Annotated in this window: 17 protein-coding genes; 9 read left to right on the top strand and 8 right to left on the bottom strand. The window is 67.8% G+C overall.

The annotated features are described in order from the left end of the window. Positions 1 to 5 precede the first annotated feature (5 nt). Positions 6 to 887 carry a MerR family transcriptional regulator gene (locus ON40_RS18840; protein ID WP_040824883.1) on the bottom strand — a complete coding sequence of 294 codons (882 nt, stop codon included), beginning with the start codon at positions 885 to 887 and terminating at the stop codon, positions 6 to 8. A gap of 458 nt (positions 888 to 1,345) precedes the next feature. On the opposite strand from ON40_RS18840, the gene ON40_RS54695 reads away from it, so the two are divergent. After that, positions 1,346 to 1,504, top strand: a complete 159-nt coding sequence (locus tag ON40_RS54695; RefSeq protein ID WP_306305392.1) for an FAD-binding domain-containing protein — start codon at positions 1,346 to 1,348, stop codon at positions 1,502 to 1,504. A 24-nt stretch (positions 1,505 to 1,528) separates the two neighbouring features. Further along, complete coding sequence (locus tag ON40_RS18835) at positions 1,529 to 3,001, top strand: SDR family oxidoreductase (RefSeq protein WP_040824801.1); 1,473 nt, start codon at positions 1,529 to 1,531, stop codon at positions 2,999 to 3,001. On the opposite strand, the gene ON40_RS18830 is transcribed toward ON40_RS18835, so the two are convergent. From ON40_RS18830 to ON40_RS18820, 3 genes are read right to left on the bottom strand one after another with little or no spacing between them, the layout of a single operon-like run. Next, entirely contained in the window at positions 2,958 to 3,929 is a 972-nt protein-coding gene (locus tag ON40_RS18830) for a phytoene/squalene synthase family protein (protein ID WP_051193282.1), read from the bottom strand. The genes ON40_RS18835 and ON40_RS18830 overlap by 44 nt on opposite strands. Before the next feature lie 10 nt (positions 3,930 to 3,939). Next, a complete protein-coding gene (crtI, locus tag ON40_RS18825; protein WP_040824797.1) occupies positions 3,940 to 5,472 on the bottom strand; it encodes a phytoene desaturase family protein in 1,533 nt (510 codons plus the stop codon). A gap of 12 nt (positions 5,473 to 5,484) precedes the next feature. Continuing rightward, positions 5,485 to 6,546 (bottom strand): polyprenyl synthetase family protein, encoded by a 1,062-nt coding sequence (locus ON40_RS18820; RefSeq protein WP_083895772.1) that lies wholly within the window; start codon positions 6,544 to 6,546, stop codon positions 5,485 to 5,487. 469 nt (positions 6,547 to 7,015) lie between these two features. Between ON40_RS18820 and ON40_RS18815 the strand changes: the two genes are divergently transcribed. Both ON40_RS18815 and ON40_RS18810 read left to right on the top strand, forming a co-directional pair. Continuing rightward, a complete protein-coding gene (locus ON40_RS18815) occupies positions 7,016 to 8,410 on the top strand; it encodes a type I glutamate--ammonia ligase (protein ID WP_040824796.1) in 1,395 nt (464 codons plus the stop codon). 51 nt (positions 8,411 to 8,461) lie between these two features. Beyond that, positions 8,462 to 9,268 (top strand): methyltransferase domain-containing protein, encoded by an 807-nt coding sequence (locus ON40_RS18810; protein ID WP_040824794.1) that lies wholly within the window; start codon positions 8,462 to 8,464, stop codon positions 9,266 to 9,268. A 38-nt stretch (positions 9,269 to 9,306) separates the two neighbouring features. On the opposite strand, the gene ON40_RS18805 is transcribed toward ON40_RS18810, so the two are convergent. The 4 genes from ON40_RS18805 to ON40_RS18790 all read right to left on the bottom strand — a co-directional run bounded on the left by ON40_RS18805 (position 9,307) and on the right by ON40_RS18790 (position 13,094). Further along, positions 9,307 to 9,783 (bottom strand): Dps family protein, encoded by a 477-nt coding sequence (locus ON40_RS18805; protein WP_040824791.1) that lies wholly within the window; start codon positions 9,781 to 9,783, stop codon positions 9,307 to 9,309. Positions 9,784 to 9,801: 18 nt separating this feature from the next. Then, a complete protein-coding gene (locus ON40_RS18800) occupies positions 9,802 to 10,440 on the bottom strand; it encodes an HD domain-containing protein (RefSeq protein ID WP_083895762.1) in 639 nt (212 codons plus the stop codon). 38 nt (positions 10,441 to 10,478) lie between these two features. Continuing rightward, on the bottom strand, positions 10,479 to 11,936 hold the full coding sequence (locus ON40_RS18795) for a catalase (protein ID WP_040824785.1): 1,458 nt from the start codon (positions 11,934 to 11,936) through the stop codon (positions 10,479 to 10,481). Between the two features lie 195 nt (positions 11,937 to 12,131). Then, complete coding sequence (locus ON40_RS18790; RefSeq protein WP_040824782.1) at positions 12,132 to 13,094, bottom strand: GlxA family transcriptional regulator; 963 nt, start codon at positions 13,092 to 13,094, stop codon at positions 12,132 to 12,134. Between the two features lie 201 nt (positions 13,095 to 13,295). Here ON40_RS18790 and ON40_RS18785 point away from each other — a divergent pair, with 201 nt between their 5' ends. The 5 genes from ON40_RS18785 (at position 13,296) to infA (ending at position 16,448) form a co-directional block, all read left to right on the top strand. Continuing rightward, complete coding sequence (locus tag ON40_RS18785) at positions 13,296 to 13,793, top strand: MarR family winged helix-turn-helix transcriptional regulator (RefSeq protein ID WP_040824779.1); 498 nt, start codon at positions 13,296 to 13,298, stop codon at positions 13,791 to 13,793. Between the two features lie 113 nt (positions 13,794 to 13,906). Continuing rightward, complete coding sequence (locus ON40_RS18780) at positions 13,907 to 14,413, top strand: VOC family protein (protein ID WP_040824777.1); 507 nt, start codon at positions 13,907 to 13,909, stop codon at positions 14,411 to 14,413. A gap of 17 nt (positions 14,414 to 14,430) precedes the next feature. Further along, entirely contained in the window at positions 14,431 to 15,210 is a 780-nt protein-coding gene (locus ON40_RS18775) for a pirin family protein (RefSeq protein WP_040824775.1), read from the top strand. A gap of 300 nt (positions 15,211 to 15,510) precedes the next feature. Beyond that, entirely contained in the window at positions 15,511 to 16,227 is a 717-nt protein-coding gene (locus tag ON40_RS18770; RefSeq protein ID WP_245567879.1) for a GNAT family N-acetyltransferase, read from the top strand. Then, complete coding sequence (gene infA, locus ON40_RS18765) at positions 16,224 to 16,448, top strand: translation initiation factor IF-1 (protein ID WP_040824768.1); 225 nt, start codon at positions 16,224 to 16,226, stop codon at positions 16,446 to 16,448. The genes ON40_RS18770 and infA overlap by 4 nt, the downstream gene beginning before the upstream one ends. The last annotated feature ends 34 nt before the right edge of the window (positions 16,449 to 16,482 follow it).

Genomic DNA, 16,482 nt, shown 5'->3' with positions numbered 1-16,482 from the left:
GGCGATCACCCTCCGGAGACGGTGACCTCGGCCGTGTGGGCGCCGAGTAGCTCCGAGAGCGCGGACTGGAGGTCGTCGACGAATTCGGCGGGGTCGGGGGTGGGGATGTCCTGCCAGCCGGGGCCGGCCAGTAGGACTCGGGCGCCGCGTTCGGCGCATTTGCGTACGGCCGAGAGGAGGGCGGTGGATTCCTGTTGTGACCACAGCACCGCCGTCGAGCCCGGCGCGCTGCGATCGAGGGCGTCGCCGAGGGCGGGGGTGGGGACGTTGGGGCCGAGCATATTGGCCGCGACGTGGCGTTCGGCGAGTGCTGCGCGCAGGACTTCGAGCGGCAGGGAGTGCGCTTCGCCGCTGGTGCAGGCGAGCAGGACGGTGGCCGCGGATGCATCGGTCGGCGGCGGGATCGCGCGGTGCAGTGCGGCCGTGATGCACCAGGAGAGTACGTGTTCGACGTCGATGCAGCCTTCGCCCGCCCCTTGTCGCTGGACGATCTCCGCGAATGCCGGGCGGCACAGTCGATCCCAGGTGTCGACGACGCCGGACGCGCGAATGTGGGCCAGCAGCAACGACTGTACGGTGCCGGGGTCGGAGGCGAAGGCGGCCTCGAGGAGTGAGGCGTGGTCACCGGCGACGGACAGCCGCCCGCGCACGGACTCGGCCGCTCGCGCGGGGCTCGAGCCGCTTCGTACGAGCAGGACCATGCGTTCGAGCCGGGCGATATCGGCCTCGGAGTAGAGGCGGTGGCGACCGCGCCGATGCTCGGAGGGGCCGATGCTGTAGCGCTGATTCCAACTGCGCAGTGTCGCGGTGGGAATTCCGATGCGCTCTGCGACGGTGCGTACCGAGAATCCGGTTGCGTCGGTGTCGGGGGGCGAGTCATCGGACATGACGATCATTCTGCCTTTCGCGGGCCTGGACACCGCAACATCGCAATGTTGCGGCGGCCGCGCCGTTGAGGTGGAGCGTGCGGCGATACCCCCAGTATGCATCGATCATGCATCGATTGATGTAGGATTGGGTAGGTCGTCACGTCCGTGCTCATTGAACGAAGGAGGGGCGGGTGCTCGGACATCGTTCGCAGGTGGATCTACTCGGTGGCTTCGGCGGGAAAGTGGCGGAAGCGCTGATCGGTGGTATCGGTCGCCCGGCGGTATTCGCTGCAACAGCGATGCGTCGAACTCGATGCGAATCACCTGCCACGGCAGGTGCGGTGAGTGGAGGTGCGCAGCGATGGGCGTGTCGGTAGCCCTGTTCACCCGCGATCTGCGTGTGCACGACAATCAGATGAACTGGCAATGGGTGGGGCACCGGAACCGACACCCGCCCCGATCGAACGCTCAATCCGCTGCGTCAGGCGCAACGTTTCGATCCCGACGGTGCGTACGTCCGCCGCTGGCTGCCCGAACTCGCCCAGCTGCCGGGCTCGGCGATACACCGGCCGTGGCGTGAGGACGTCGACCGTGCGACCTATCCCGCGCCGATCGTGGAAGTGCCCGGCATGTAACCGATTCGGTGATCAGGAGACGGTATGCGATGTGTGGTGTTCGGTGCGACCGGCTACATCGGCGGCCGACTGGTACCCGAGCTGCTGGCCGCGGGCCACCAGGTGCGGGTGTTGGCCCGCACACCGGCCAAACTCGACGACGCCCGCTGGCGCGACCAGGTGGAAGTCCTGCGCGGTGACGTGCTCTGCGTCGACGATGTGGCCGCGGCGTGCGCCGATGCGGATGTGCTCTACTACCTGGTGCATTCGCTGACGCGAGCGGATTTCGACGAAATCGACCGCCAGGCGGCGACACTGGTGGCCGAACAGGCGGCGCGGGCGGGGATTCGCCGGATCGTGTACCTGGGCGGCATCGTTCCGCCCGGCCAGCGGCTGTCCCGGCACCTGTCCTCCCGTGCCGAGGTCGGCAGAATTCTGCTCCAGGGGTCGGTGCCGGCCATCGCGATGCAGGCCGCGGTGATCATCGGATCCGGTTCGGCCAGTTTCGAAATGCTGCGTTATCTCACCGAACGGCTGCCGGTCATGGTCACCCCGCGCTGGGTGCGCAACCGCATCCAGCCGATCGCGGTGCGGGATGTGCTGTACTACCTGACCCGTGCGGCGGAACTTCCGCCGGATGTGCGGGGCGCGTTCGATATCGGCGGCCCGGACGTCCTGACCTACGAGCAGATGATGCGCGACTACGCGGAAGTGGCGCGGCTGCCGCGGCGGGTGATTCTGCCGGTCCCGGTGCTCACCCCGTGGCTGTCGGCGCAGTGGGTCGATCTGGTCACCCCGGTGCCCAGGGCGATCGCGGTGCCGTTGATGGAATCGCTGGTCAACGATGTGATCTGTGCGGATCACGTGATCGCGGAGCACATACCCGATCCGGCGAGGGGGCCGATCGGCTATCGCACCGCGGTCGAACTGGCGCTGGCGCGCATCCGCGAACTGGACGTGCCCACCCGCTGGTCGGATGCCGACCAACTCGGTGGTGAACCGTCCTCGCCGCTACCCACCGACCCCGCATGGTCGGGCGGGTCGGTCTACCTCGACGTTCGAGAACGGCACACCCGGGCCGATCCGGCGACGCTGTGGTCGGTGATCGAATCCATCGGTGGCGAACACGGCTGGTACTCGTTTCCGCTGGCCTGGTCGTTGCGTGGCTGGATCGACCGCCTGGCCGGAGGCGCCGGACTGCGCCGGGGGAGACGGGACCCGCACCGGCTGCACGCCGGTGAGGCACTGGACTGGTGGCGAGTGGAACGCATCGAACGGTCGAACACCCTCGTGTTGCGCGCGGAGATGCGGGTGCCGGGATGGGCGTGGCTGGAGCTGAGCGTCGACACGGATGCGGGTGGCACGGTCTACCGGCAGCGTGCGGTGTTCGAACCGCACGGCCTGGCCGGTCATCTGTACTGGAAGGCTATCGTTCCCTTCCACGCGCTCGTCTTCGGCGGGATGACCCGCAATATCACCGGAGCGGCTGAAGAGGCTGTGGCCCAGCCGGTTTCGTAGTCGCAGGAAAGGCGTGCCGGGACCAGAGCGCGCGGGCCAGGCCGCGGCTGCCCACCGCGGCGCGCCGGGGGGTGCCGACGCGGGCACGGTGCACGAAGATGTCGAAATCCAGGTCTTCGATGCGATCCAGGATCTCCGAGTACAGGGTCAGCGCGGTGCTCACGCACGGCCGTGACCGCGCCGCGAGCAGAGCGATACCGGCGCGGGCCTGGTTGTAGACGTCGCGGGTGTACGCATGCTGGGCCATCAGAGCGCGCCGGACACGGGGGTCGGTGCGGCGATGCGCCTGACACCACTGCAGCAGATCCCGATCGACGGCGTGCGCGGCCAGTTCGTCCGCCGGCAGATACACCCGGTCCCGGACCAGGTCCTCATCCACGTCGCGCAGAAAGTTGGTCAGCTGGAAGGCTTTTCCGAGCGCGGCGGCGTAGGGGGCGGCCTCGTCGACCGGGCATACCGTGCCCAGCACCGGTAGCACCTGTAATCCGATGACCTCGGCGGAACCGAACACGTAGTGGTCCAGCGCGCGCCGATTCGGATAGTCGGTGACGGTGAGGTCCATGCGCATCGAATCCAGGAACGAGGCGAACAGTTCCGGAGAGATCCGGTAGGAGCGTGCGGTGTGCAGGACGGCGGGCAGGACCGCGTCCGCATCGGCGTCCTCGGCGATGAATTGCCCGGCGAGCGCGTCCAGTCGCGCCGCGCGCTCGGTGACCGCACGGCTCGGGTCGATGTCGTCGAGAATGTCGTCGGCGCGGCGGGCGAAGCCGTACAGCGCGTGGATCGCCGGACGCTGATCGGGGGCCAGCAACCGGGTGGCGAGGAAGAAGGTCTTGCCGTGGCGTGCATTGAGGGCCCGGCAGGCCCGATAGGACCGCTGCAGCTGGGCATCGGTGCGGCCGTTGTCGACGAAAACGTTGGGGGACATGAGTTTCCGATCAGCGGATGATGGCGGCGGTCGGTGTCGAGCGGACAGAGCGGCGTGCGGGCCGGGCAGAAGGTATCGGTCCGGTGACGCGGTCGGCTGCGAGCCGCCCGGAGATCAGCACCGGTGGTATGCCCACACCGGGGACGGTGCTGCCGCCCGCCAGCACCACGTTCTCCAGCCCACGGATCATATTGGCCGGACGGAAGGGGCCGGTCTGAGTGACGGTGTGCGCCAACGCGAACGGGCTGCCGGCCAGCATCCCGCGCCGGGCCCAGTCGGCGGGCGTGGTGATGTGGAGCAACCGGGGATCGGACAGCGGGATCGGCAGGCGGTCGCGGACGGTGGTCAGCATCTCCTCGGCGTAGGCGGGACCGAATCGGTCCCAATTGATCGGTCCCCGAACGAGATTGGGTACCGGAGCGAGGATGTAGAGCAGGTCGCGACCGGGTGGGGCGAGGGTGGGATCCGCGGCGGTGGGCCTGGTGAGCAGCAGCGACGGATCGGTCATGACGCCGCCGCGGGTGATGATGTCGTCGAACGCCTCGTCCCAGACGCGGCCGAACAGCAGGTGATGATGCGCCGCCCGGGGCATCGCCTCGCATCCGACGTGCAGCACGACCGCGGACGGCGCCGCCGTGGGACGCAGGGGGCGGCGCGGGGAATGGCCGGTCAGCCGGTAGGTCTCGGACAACTCGGTGGTGAGCACGACCGCATCGCATGCGATGCGCTCGCCGGTCGAGGTGACGACCTCGCGGATCCGGGAGCCGGTGCGTTCCAGGCTCGTCACGGCGGTGTCGTAGCGGATCGTCACACCGGCGTCGTGTGCCGCGGCAGCGAGGGCGTCGGGCAGCGCCCGCATACCGCCGCGCGGGAACCAGACGCCGGCGATGGTGTCCATATAGGCGATCACCGCGTATGCCGCTATCGCCCGGCCGGGCGCGACGCCGGCGTAGAGCGACTGAAAGGTGAACAGCCGCCGCAGATCCGGATCATCGATGTGCGCTGCGACCGCGCGGTCCCAACGGCGGAATCCACCCAGCGCCGCCAGCCGGGCCAGCGAGGGACGCAGCGCCGACAGCGGTGAATCGAAATTCGCGGCGATGAACGAGTCGAATTCGGCGTGGTAGAGCCGGGTCAGCCACGTGCGCAGACGCCGGTATCCCGCTGCTTGCCCGGTCCCGGCGAATTCGGTGATCGCGGCTGCCATCCGATCGCCGTCGCTGTGGACCTCGAGGTGCCGCCCGTCCGCGAAATGGGCGCGATAGGCCGGATCCACCGCCGCGAGCGACAGACGGTCCTCCATCCGCTCGCCGACGGCGGCGAATGCCTCCTCGACCACGTGCGGCATCGTCAGCACGGTCGGGCCGGTGTCGAGGCGGTAGCCGCCCACGTCGAGGCGACCCGCGCGGCCGCCGGGGACCGAATCACGTTCCAGCACTGTGACTTCACGGCCACGACCGGTGAGATGCAGCGCCGCCGACAGTCCGGCCAGGCCGGCTCCGACCACGACGACGCGTTCGCTACGACCAGTGGTCGTGCGCATGGGGCTTCCTCCTCATGAGTGGGGGGTGACGCAGATGAGTCCCATACCGTCGAGCACGCGCCGCATCGGCTCGGCCAGGGCCGCGCCCTCGGTGATGCGCCGCGCCTCGCCGAGGCGATCGCCGATCATCTTCTCGATTCGGGCGGGCGCTCCGGATGCGGTGATCAGGGCCCGGAGTCTGTCGGTCGCCGCGGCATCGAGGACCGGCGCGGACAGCAGCGTGTCGATTTGGCGCCGGGCGGCAGGTGCGGCGAACTGCCGGGCGGCGATCACCACGGTGGTCGCCTTGTGCTGGGTCAGATCTCCGTCACCCGGTTTGCCTGTGGCGGCGGCGGTTCCGAATACGCCCAGCAGGTCGTCGCGCATCTGGAATGCCTCGCCCACCGCGTGCCCGTACCGGCTCAGCGCCGACAGGGTCGCCTCGTCGCATCCGGCCATCGCCGCACCGAGTTCGAGCGGGCGGCGCACGGTGTAGTTGCCGGATTTCGCCCGTGCCAGCGCCAACACCTGTGCGAAATCTGGATCCGTGCGGACGTCGTTGAGCAGGTCCCCGAACTGGCCCACGGCCAGCTCGATGCGCATCGCGTCGAAGCGGGGCCACACGCGGTGCAGGTACTCGGGACGAATCCCGCTGTCGCGCAGCATCTTGTCGGCCCACACCAAGCAGATGTCGCCGAGTAGCACGGCGGCTGATTCGCCGAAACGCGTTGCGTCGCCGGGCATCCGCCGATCCCGGTGTGCGTCGGCGAAGGCGATGTGTCCCGTGGGCGCGCCACGGCGCAGCGCCGACTCGTCCATCACATCGTCCTGGATCATCGCGAAGGCATGGACCAGTTCGAGCGCGGCGGCGGCTCGCAGTGCGGCGGCATCGGGCGCCTCGCCGCACAACCAGCCGATGTACATGAACGTCGATCGCAGGCATTTGCCGCCCGCCACGTATCGGCGGGCGACCTGGTCGAGCGCGATCCCGTGCACGGCGCCGATCCGGTTCTCGCGCAGAAATGCGTCCAGTTCGGTGAGAACCCGATCCCGCACCGCGATACGCCACCACGCGACGCCATCCGCCGTGTCCATCGGATGGTCAGTGAGAAGCTTTGCGGGAGAACACAATTGAATCCAACTATCGACGGTGGCGCGCACGTCCGCTCCTCGGGTCGGCGTTGCGGCGATATGGGTGCCGGACGGTTCTCCGAGGTCGGGAGCGGGCTGGTCGGATGCGTTTCGGCCCATGGGGGTCCTCCCTCGACGTCTGCAGCCAATACTACAGCAATCGATGCATGAACGATGCATCAGTGGATGGAAATCATCGACTTCGGCCGGGGTGCGGTATCGAGGTGCGACGAGGGCTCATTCCTGGTTTGCGGAACCTCGGTCATCTGCTGCCGGATTGGCAGCCTGTGCCTGTGGTTCGCCATCGAGTAGGATGTGCGCATCGGTTACGCATCGAAATTTCCTTTTTCACGTAGGCGCGTAGTCTCGAGTACGCCGATCTGCCGGTGAATGTCTGGTTGTGCCGGCTTCCATCGAACTCCGGGGAGTCGATATGGAACCACTGACCGAGCAACTGCGCCGCGACCGCGCTCATCGGGCGAGTGCCGTCGCCGCCACACTGAGTTCCCGGGACATCGACCTCGTGGCGGTCACCTGGGTCGACACCAGCGGTATCGTCCGCATGAAAGCCGTTCCGGTGGAACGGTTCTCCCATGCCGCCGCGTGGGGCGTCGGAGCCTCGCCGGTCTTCGACGCCTTCCTGGTCGACGACTCCATCCTGAGTGGCCATGTCGCCGGTGGCCCGACCGGCGACCTGCGGTTGTACCCCGATGTCGAACGAGTCACCCCGGTAGCCGCGCTCCCGGGCTGGGCGTGGGCCCCCGCGGACCGCTACGCGCAGAGCGGCGCGCCGCATCCGCGCGACCCCCGGTTGTTGCTGCGTCGGCTCGTCGCCGAACTGGCCGACGACGGCTACGAGTTGTGCACCGCGATCGAGTTCGAATGGACCGTCGCACACCCCGACCCGCACGACCCCGACACTTTTCACCCCGCCACCTCGGCGCCCGCGTACGGCATGGCCAGAGTGAGCGAGCTTGCTGCCTACCTGCGCGACGTGGTGTCGAAGTTGCGTGACAGCGGCGTCGCCGTCGAGCAGATCCATCCGGAATACGAGGTCGGTCAGTTCGAACTATCCGTTGCCGCAGGCGATCCCGTCCACACCGCCGACAACGCGGTGCTGGTGCGCGAGGTCGTCCGGGCCGTCAGCGGCGCGCACGGATTGCGGGCCACGTTCAGCCCGATGGTCGTGCCCGGTGTCGTCGGTAACGGCGGCCACGTACATCTGAGTCTGTGGCGCGAGGGCATGAACCGGATGTGCGGCGGCCCCGGGCCTTTCGGAATCGGTGCGGAAGGGGAGAACTTCGCCGCGGGGATCCTGGAGCATCTGCCCGCGCTGCTGGCCGTCGGCTGCCCGGCGGTGGCGAGCTATCTGCGGCTGCAGCCGAGTCACTGGGCCGGTGTCTTTCGATGCTGGGGTCTGGAGAACCGGGAGGCCGCCGTGCGCTACATCACCGGAAGTGAGGGCGAACGCGATCACGCGGCCAATATCGAGGTCAAGACGTTCGACGCCGCCGCCAACCCCTACCTGGCATTGGCGGGCCTGCTGGCGGCGGGCCGGGCGGGTCTGCGCGCGGGCGCGACCCTGCCCGAGCCGGTCGACGGGGACCCGGCCCGGCTGGACTCCGCCACCCGATCCGCGCGGGGGATCACCCGGTTGCCGACGACGCTCGCGGACGCGGTGGCCGCGTTCGCCACCGATGACGTGCTGTGCGCGGCATTCGGCGACGAACTCGCCGACACCATCGGCAGTGTCCGGCGCGGTGAGATCGCACTGTTCGCCGACGCCACGCCCGAAGAGATCACCGACGCGTCCCGGTGGAGGTACTGACCCGCCCGCCGCTGAGCGTGTTCGACCGGACGCGCGGGCATACTGGCGTGGGTGAGCGATCAACAGGGCCTCCCGTCCTTCCACATCGACCGAGTCGACCACCCGGAGCAGGACCTGATCGTCCGGATACTCGACAACCAGGCCGCCTTACCGGGTGTGGTGCGGATGCGCGAGTGGGCGCGTGCCGCGCTGGCCCTGCACCCCGGGGATACGGCCGTCGACCTGGGCTCCGGGACCGGAACCGAGGTCGTGGATATGGCCGCCCTGGTGGGCGAGTCCGGACGGGCCATCGGTATCGATCCGAATCCGGCGATGCTCGCGGTGGCACGCGAGCGCGCCGCGGATGTGAAGGCCGAGTTCATCGAGGGATCGGCCTACGACCTGCCGCTGCCGGACGCCTCCGTCGACGCGGTTCGCTGCGAACGGGTCTATCAGCACCTCGACCATCCGGCGAAGGCCACCGCCGAGATCGCGCGGGTGCTGCGACCGGGCGGACGCGCGGTGCTGATCGACAGCGACTGGTCCACCGCGATCTTCCATCCCGGCGATCCGGAAGTGATCGCGGCGTTGCAGCAGCGAATGGAGACCAACAGCCCGAATCGCAACTCCGGCAGGCATTTGCGTGGCCGACTGGTCGAGGCGGGGCTGGTGATCGACGACGTTGGTTCCGAGGCCGTGATCTGGGAACCGGAGTCGATACTCCCGATGTACACCGCGGTCACCGAACGGGGCCTCGCCGACGGGCTGATCACCGCTGCCCAGCGCGACCGCGTCCTTGCCGACATCGAGCGCGGCACCGAGTCCGGCGACTATCACTTCTCGGTGACCATGTTCGCAGTGGTGGCGCACAAGCCCTGACATTCCTCGGCGGCCCCCGGTTCGGTGCCCGCGAGTGATCAGACGCTCCGGCTCTCCGAGCCGAGCATCCAGGCCTGCTTCTCGATGCCACCGATGATCTGGTGCAGCAGATCGGCGGTGGTGGGATCCTCGGCGTCCACCTCGTCGTGGACCGTGCGGAGTGCGCCGGCGGTGCGGTACAGCTGATCGGTCATCAGGTCCACGATCGTGCTGGTGTTCTGCTCGCCGGGCGGCAGCTGCGGCAGATCGGTGTCGGCCGCGACGGTGGTGGGACGGCCGTCGGGGACCGCGTGCACGGCGCGCATGCGTTCGGCGACGGTGTCGGCGGATTCGCGCGCCAGATCGACGATTTCGTCGAGTTGCAGGTGCAGATCGCGGAAATTGCGGCCGACCAGATTCCAGTGTGTCTGTTTTGCGTTGAGCTGCAACGTGATCAGATCGATCAGAATGCGCTGCAGGTGGGCGCTGAGCCGGACCGAGGCGCGGAATCCGGTGGCGGTGTGCATGGTGGTCATGACGGGCTCCTGTTTCGGTCAGTCGGGCCAGGGGGAGTTCTGGATGATGTCGACGAAGTCGGTGTGCTGGTGGCCGGGCACGAAGTGGGCCAGGACGTCGTCGTTGACCGTGCCGAACGCCGTATCCGGTTTGGGCGCGACACCATTGGTGAACGCTCGCAGGATGTCGCGTTTGAAGTCCGGCCGCGGATGCAGCGCGGTGATCGCCCGGCGGTCGGCCGCGTCGACGTCGTGGTAGCCGATGCCGAGCACGTCGTACTCGACGCCCGCGGTCACGAGCGCGATCTCGGGTTCCATGAATTCGGGAACGCCCGGGGTGGTGTGCAGGGCGATGGCCGTCCACACGCGGCGGATGCTGTCCTCGGGGACGTCGTGGCTGCGCAGGAAGCGGCGGGCTTCGTCGGCGCTGTCGACCTCGAAGCGGTGTCCGCTGTGGTGGAACCGCTCGTTCAGTCCGATGTCGTGGAACATCGCGCCGATGTACAGCAGTTCGGGGTCGTAACTCAGGTCGCGGTTGCGCCCCTGCAGGCTGCCGAACAGGTAGACGCGACGGGAATGGTGGTAGATCAGCTCGCTGGTGCTCTCGCGGACGAGTTCGGTGGTTTCGCGGGCGAGCATGGTGTCCGGGATCGTGATCCCGGCGACGGATTCGTGCATGAGAGTCATTGTTTACGCCTTCGGTGTCGAGATTCGGCTCAGCTGTGCGGGTTTCGGACGTTCTTCTCGATCCGGTTGCCGATGTCGGCGTCGATGTTGCGCCAGTACCGGAAGGCGCGCTCGAGCACGGGCTCGCTCACTCCGGCCGTGAGATGGCCGGAGACGTTGTCCACCAGGCGGTTTCGCTGAGCGTCGTCCATGACGTGGCGCACCAGCTCCCCGGCCTGGCCGTAGTCGTCGTCGGCGGGATGCAGGGTGTTGGCCGCATGCACCATCTCGCCGTCGACGTGCCAGCCGTTGTCCACCGGGCCGGTGGTGGCCGCGCTCGGTCCGCCCTTGGAATTGGGTGCGTACACCGGGTCGGTGGCGTAGCGGTAGCGCATGTGCCCGGCGGTGCCGTAGCTGTGCGATGGGGCGAGTGTGCTGTTGACCGGGAGCTGGTTGTAGTTGACGCCGATCCGGGCGCGGTGCGCGTCGGGGTAGGCGAACATGCGCCCCAGCAGCATCTTGTCCGGGCTCGGGCCGATGCCGGGGACCATGTTGCTCGGCTCGACGGCCAGTTGCTCGATCTGCGAGTGGTAGTCCTGCGGGTTCCGGTCCAGCACCATCCGCCCGATCTCGTGCAGCGGATAGTCCGCGTGCGGCCACACCTTGGTCAGATCGAAGGGGTTGAACCGGTATTCCGCCGCGTCGGCGTAGGGCATGATCTGCACCTTCAGCGTCCAGGCCGGGTGGTCGCCCCGCTCGATCGCGGTCCACAGATCCCGGACGTGGAAGTCCGAATCCGATCCGGCGCGGGCATCGGCCTCGGCCTGGGTCAGGCACTCGATGCCCTGATCGGTGATGAAGTGGTACTTCACCCAGAACCGTTCACCGGCCGCGTTGACCCACATGTAGGTGTGGCTGGAGTAGCCGTTCATATTCCGCCAGCTGCGCGGGATGCCACGGTCACCGAACAGCCAGGCGACCTGATGCGCCGACTCCGGGGACAGCGTCCAGAAATCCCATTGCATGTCGTGGTCGCGCAGGTTGTTGTCGGCGCGGCGCTTCTGCGAACGGATGAAGTGCTGAAACTTCATCGGATCGCGGATGAAGAACACCGGGGTGTTGTTGCCGACCATGTCGTAGTTGCCCTCGGGCGTGTAGAACTTCAGCGCGAAACCGCGCGGATCACGCCAGGTGTCCGGGCTGCCGTGTTCACCGGCCACGGTCGAGAACCGAGCCACCACGCCGGTCTCCGCGCCCGGCTGGAACAGCACGGCCTTGGTGTACCCGCTGACGTCGCCGGTGACCTCGAACCGGCCGAATGCGCCGCCGCCCTTGGCATGTGGCTGCCGTTCGGGCACGCGCTCGCGGTTGAAGTTGGCCATCTGCTCGATCACGTAGTGGTCGTGCAGCAGGATCGGGCCGTCCGGACCGGCGGTGAGCGAATGCTCGTCGGAGGCGACCGGAATGCCTGCCTCCGTGGTCGTGCGGTGCGTCTGCTCGGATGTCATCGGATCATCTCCTCGATCGGTGTGGACGAATACCGTTGATGCAGCTTCTCGCGCTGGACAGCTTCCGCGCCCCGCGATCCGCGCCGGACATCCCACAGATCGAGACGTCGTGCACGGACCCGACTGTGTGCCGATCCCGGCGAATACAACTCGCCGGACAGATGGTGTCAGGCTACTCCGCAGCTACCGTTCGGGTCACTCGCGCAGTGCGCTGTGGAAGCGGTGCCGGTAGGCGCGTGGGGAGACGCCGAAATGGTGCAGGAACACCCTGCGGAGGGTTTCCGAACTGCCGAATCCGCTGTGTTCGGCGGCTGCGGTCACCGACTCCCCGGCGTCGAGCAGATCCTTCGCGGTGTTGAGCCGAATCAACTCGACGTATTTCGCGGGGGTGGTGTCCAGTTCGTCGCGGAACATCCGGGTGAGGTGGCGCGGGCTGAGGTGCACGAGCGCGGCCAGCGCGGCGACCGAGTAGTCGCCGACGGGCTGGGCGGCGATGGTGGCGCACAGTTCGTGCAGTTGCGCGGTGCGCGGTACGGGGGCGCGCATCGCGGGGGAGAATTGCGACTGCCCGCCCGGCCGTTGCAGGAAGACCACCAGCGAACGCGCGACCTCGCGGGCCAGCTCCGGACCGTGATGACGTTCGACCAGAGCGAGCGACAGATCGATACCTGCGGTGACGCCCGCGCAGGTCAGGACGGGTCCGTCGGTCACATAGATCGCATCGGGCTCCACCCGGATGGCCGGATAGGCGCGGGCGAGCGTGCCGGCGTGCTTCCAATGGGTGGTGGCCCGGCGGCCGTCGAGCAGACCCGCGGCGGCCAGGATGAACGCGCCGGTACAGATCGAGGCCGTCTGCCGGGCCTGTCGGTGCAGTGTCGCGGCCGCGGCGGTGAGCTGCGGATCGATCGGGTGGGTGGGCAGCGCGTCGCCACCGGCCACCATCGCCACATCCAGGTGCGTGGCCTCGGCCGCTGCCGTGTCGACACTGATCCGCAGGCCGGTGGAAGTGGACACGTCGCGGCCGTCGGGCGAGCACATCACCAGCCGGTAGTGCGCGCCGAATCGGTTGGCTTCCTGGAAGACCTCGCTGGGACCGGCGACGTCGAGCAATTTCACCCCGTCGAACGCGAGGATACCGATCCGTCGCTCGGTGTCCACCGATCTCTCCTCACGTTCAACGGTTCCTGGGCCTCGCCGCCAGTGCACAAGATCTCCCGACCGTAGGGCCCGGGGCCGCATTTCGCACTACCGCCAGCGGTTTCGAGCACGAATCAGAATGCGGTCGGCTACGGCGTGGGTGTGCGACGAGCCATTTCCAGTGGGTAATTTCGCCGTCAACCATCCGGGTACGGTGGGGGAGTGGAGGTATCCGAACCGCAGTGGCTCGAGCCGGAGCAGGCGCGAACGTGGCGGGCGTATATCGACGCATCGCGACTGCTGCAGGGAGCGATGGAGCGGCAGCTGTCCCGGGACAGCGGGATCGGGTTCGCGGACTTCGAGATTCTCGTCGCGTTGTCGGAGGCTCCCGATCGGCGATTGCGGATGGCCGATGTCGCCGACCGGATCATGACGACCCGCGGGGGAGTCTCTCGTGCGCTGGCCCGGTTGGTTCGCGCCGGGTGGGCGGAGCGGGTCGACTGCGAGGACGACGGCCGTGGCGTGTGGGCGGTATTGACCGCCGCGGGCTGGGAGAAATTGGTCGACACCGCTCCAGGGCATGTCGACACGGTTCGCAAGCATCTGTTCGATGCCGTGACCCCCGACGAGGTCGCCCGGCTCGGCGATGTCCTGACCCGAGTTGTCGAACATATGGACCCCGCTGCCGCGCAGCGAGCCGCCGCCCGACACCGGGCCTGACGGCATCCCCCTGCCGGCCATGTGTCGACCCATGTCGCGAAATAGTTGACTAGGAAACTACTTGGAGTACCGTTAGGGAGTCGCCTCGATAACGGGCAGGAGGAGCGGGAGAGATGAACGAGACCGAGCAGCGGCGTTCCGCGGAGCAGGAAACGATGCGTGCGCGGCTGCGGGAGAAGTACATGCGCCCGCACGACGCCGCTCCCGCATCCACCGCTCGCGGGCTGCACCACACGGCGCTGGTCTCCGCGGATGTCGAACGGACCGTCCGGTTCTACCAGGACCTGCTCGGATTCCCGCTGGTCGAGCTGATCGAGAACCGCGACTACCCGGGGTCTTCGCACTTCTTCTTCGACATCGGTAACGGGAATCTGTTGGCGTTCTTCGACTTTCCGGGCCTGGACCTCGGTCCGTACCAGGAGGTTCTCGGGGGCCTGCACCACGTGGCGATCAGCCTCGAACTCTCGCAGTGGGAGAGGCTGCGCGACAGGCTGACCGATGCCGAGGTCGAGTTCGCCGAGCACAGCGAGGTGTCGATGTACTTCCGCGACCCCGACGGCGCCCGGATCGAGCTGATCGCCGACCCGCTGGGCCAGATGTACGGAAGCCGGATCCTGTGAGCGTGAAAGGTACCGATATGCAGCACGCCGAACCATCCGTCGACATCCGCCGCGCGGGCGAGCGGTTCGCCACCGACGCGGGGTGGCTGGACTCGAAGCATTCGTTCTCGTTCGGCGGCCACTACGACCCCGACAACACCCACCACGGGTTGCTCCTGGTGAACAACGACGACATCGTCACGCCGGGAATGGGATTCGAGACGCACCCGCACCGGGATATGGAGATCGTCACGTGGGTCCTGCAGGGGTCGCTCGTGCACCAGGACTCGATGGGTAATTCGGGGGTGATCTACCCCGGGCTCGCGCAGCGGATGAGTGCGGGTACCGGCATCCTGCACTCGGAGAAGAACGACTCCTGGCGCCTGTCCGCCGCCGATTCCGCACACGCGGCCCGCCACGAGGATCCCGTGCACTTCGTCCAGATGTGGGTGCTGCCCGACGAGGCCGGAATCACGCCGTCGTACGAGCAGCTCGAGATCGACGGCGAATTGCTGTCCGGCGGTTTGGTTCCCGTGGCATCGGGCATGCCCGAGCACGCCGACCACGCTGCGATCCGCATCAGCAACCGGTACGCCACGATGCACGTGGCGCGGATGCAGCCGGGGCAGGATCCGATCACGCTCCCGGACGCGCCCTTCCTACACGTCTTCCTCGCGCGAGGGCGGGTCGCGATGGAAGGCGCCGGGGTCCTGGACGAGGGTGACGCCGTTCGCCTGCGCGGCGGCGGACAGGCGCTGACCACGGATACGGGCGCCGAGGTCATCGTGTGGGAGATGCACGCGACGATGGCCGCCTGATTCCCCGCCGAGGCTGCCGCCGGGGAGATCGGCGGAAAATCATTTGCCCGGTGTGGGAGTGGCCGGTAGCGTCATCCGGACCGTGACAATGCCCGAGGAGGTGAGACCCATGAACGTTGTATCGAAGTGGGAGCTCCCTCTCGACGTCACGGTTGGGCGAACGATCTAGCTGTCGCCGGGAGCGCCTGTCGTCAAGGCTGCTCCGAAAGGGCGATAAATTTGAATTCTGTAGATTTCACGTCCGGTTCCAACGGACACACCACTGTCATTACACGCGTCTCGAAGACGCAGTGGCAGGCGGTGAATCGCGGTTTGCTGATCGGGTCCGGTGATGTTTCGCCGCGGCCCGACGGCCGGCTGTTCGTCAGCATCGACACCTGGCTGGACGAGGCCTTCGCGCCGCTGGCCGCCGCGATGCTGGCAGAGCTGCCCAGACCGCTGTACACGGTGCTCGACGAGGCCGATCGGGACCTGGCAACCTGTTGGGAGCGTGCGGGTTTCACCATCCGTCGCCGGGAATGGGAATGTCTCGTGCCGACCGATCCGCGGGTCACCGGGCTCGATTCGGTTGTCCCGCCGTCGGATACGACGATCGTGGCTGCCGGTGCCGCAGTGGAAACCGCACTGCGCGAGGTGGATCGAGCGATTCGCGACGAGGTGGCCGCGACCGTCGGGTGGCGGGAGATGCCTGCCGAGGTGCTGCCGCGCGCCGGAGGCGACACCCTGGTGGATCCGTCGAAATACGCGGTGGCGGCACAGCCCGATCGATATGTCGGACTGATCCGCGTCGTGCAGGTGACTCGGCTGCCGCGGATCGGGCTGATCGCCGTGCGGGCCGATCAGCAGCGGCGCGGCATCGCGCGGACGCTGCTGGCGCACGCGTTGGGTGCGCTACACGAGCGCGGGATACCAAGGGCGACAGCGGAAGTGAACGAATCGAACGCTGCCGCCGTCGCGTTGTTCGACGGTGTCGGAGCGCAGCGTGTCAGCAGCAACCTCGAGCTGGTGCTGCGATGAGTAACAACGGGAAGGGAATCGAGATCGAGGGCACCGTCATCGAGTGCCTGCGCAACGCCACTTTCACGGTGGAACTTCGGAACGGGCACCAGGTGCTCGCGCATATCAGCGGGAAGATTCGGAAGAACTACATCAAGATCCAGCTGCAGGATCGGGTACTGGTCGAGCTGAGTCCGTATGACCTCACGCGCGGCCGGATCCTGTTCCGGTACCGCAACTGATGCCGGGTGTGCCGGACTCGCACCCGGCAGCCCC

It is taken from the genome of Nocardia jiangxiensis NBRC 101359 (genome assembly GCF_000308615.1).
Classification (GTDB): Bacteria; Actinomycetota; Actinomycetes; order Mycobacteriales; family Mycobacteriaceae; genus Nocardia; species Nocardia jiangxiensis.
This window is presented reverse-complemented; position numbering and strand designations above follow the sequence as displayed.

Excerpts from the sequence above, each read along its gene's own strand:
- ON40_RS18840 (WP_040824883.1), bottom strand. The coding sequence starts at position 887 with ATGTCCGATGACTCGCCCCCCGACACCGACGCAACCGGATTCTCGGTA.
- ON40_RS18835 (WP_040824801.1), top strand. The coding sequence starts at position 1,529 with ATGCGATGTGTGGTGTTCGGTGCGACCGGCTACATCGGCGGCCGACTG.
- ON40_RS18830 (WP_051193282.1), bottom strand. The coding sequence starts at position 3,929 with ATGTCCCCCAACGTTTTCGTCGACAACGGCCGCACCGATGCCCAGCTG.
- crtI (WP_040824797.1), bottom strand. The coding sequence starts at position 5,472 with ATGCGCACGACCACTGGTCGTAGCGAACGCGTCGTCGTGGTCGGAGCC.
- ON40_RS18820 (WP_083895772.1), bottom strand. The coding sequence starts at position 6,546 with ATGGACACGGCGGATGGCGTCGCGTGGTGGCGTATCGCGGTGCGGGAT.
- ON40_RS18815 (WP_040824796.1), top strand. The coding sequence starts at position 7,016 with ATGGAACCACTGACCGAGCAACTGCGCCGCGACCGCGCTCATCGGGCG.
- ON40_RS18805 (WP_040824791.1), bottom strand. The coding sequence starts at position 9,783 with ATGACCACCATGCACACCGCCACCGGATTCCGCGCCTCGGTCCGGCTC.
- ON40_RS18800 (WP_083895762.1), bottom strand. The coding sequence starts at position 10,440 with ATGCACGAATCCGTCGCCGGGATCACGATCCCGGACACCATGCTCGCC.
- ON40_RS18795 (WP_040824785.1), bottom strand. The coding sequence starts at position 11,936 with ATGACATCCGAGCAGACGCACCGCACGACCACGGAGGCAGGCATTCCG.
- ON40_RS18780 (WP_040824777.1), top strand. The coding sequence starts at position 13,907 with ATGAACGAGACCGAGCAGCGGCGTTCCGCGGAGCAGGAAACGATGCGT.
- ON40_RS18775 (WP_040824775.1), top strand. The coding sequence starts at position 14,431 with ATGCAGCACGCCGAACCATCCGTCGACATCCGCCGCGCGGGCGAGCGG.
- infA (WP_040824768.1), top strand. The coding sequence starts at position 16,224 with ATGAGTAACAACGGGAAGGGAATCGAGATCGAGGGCACCGTCATCGAG.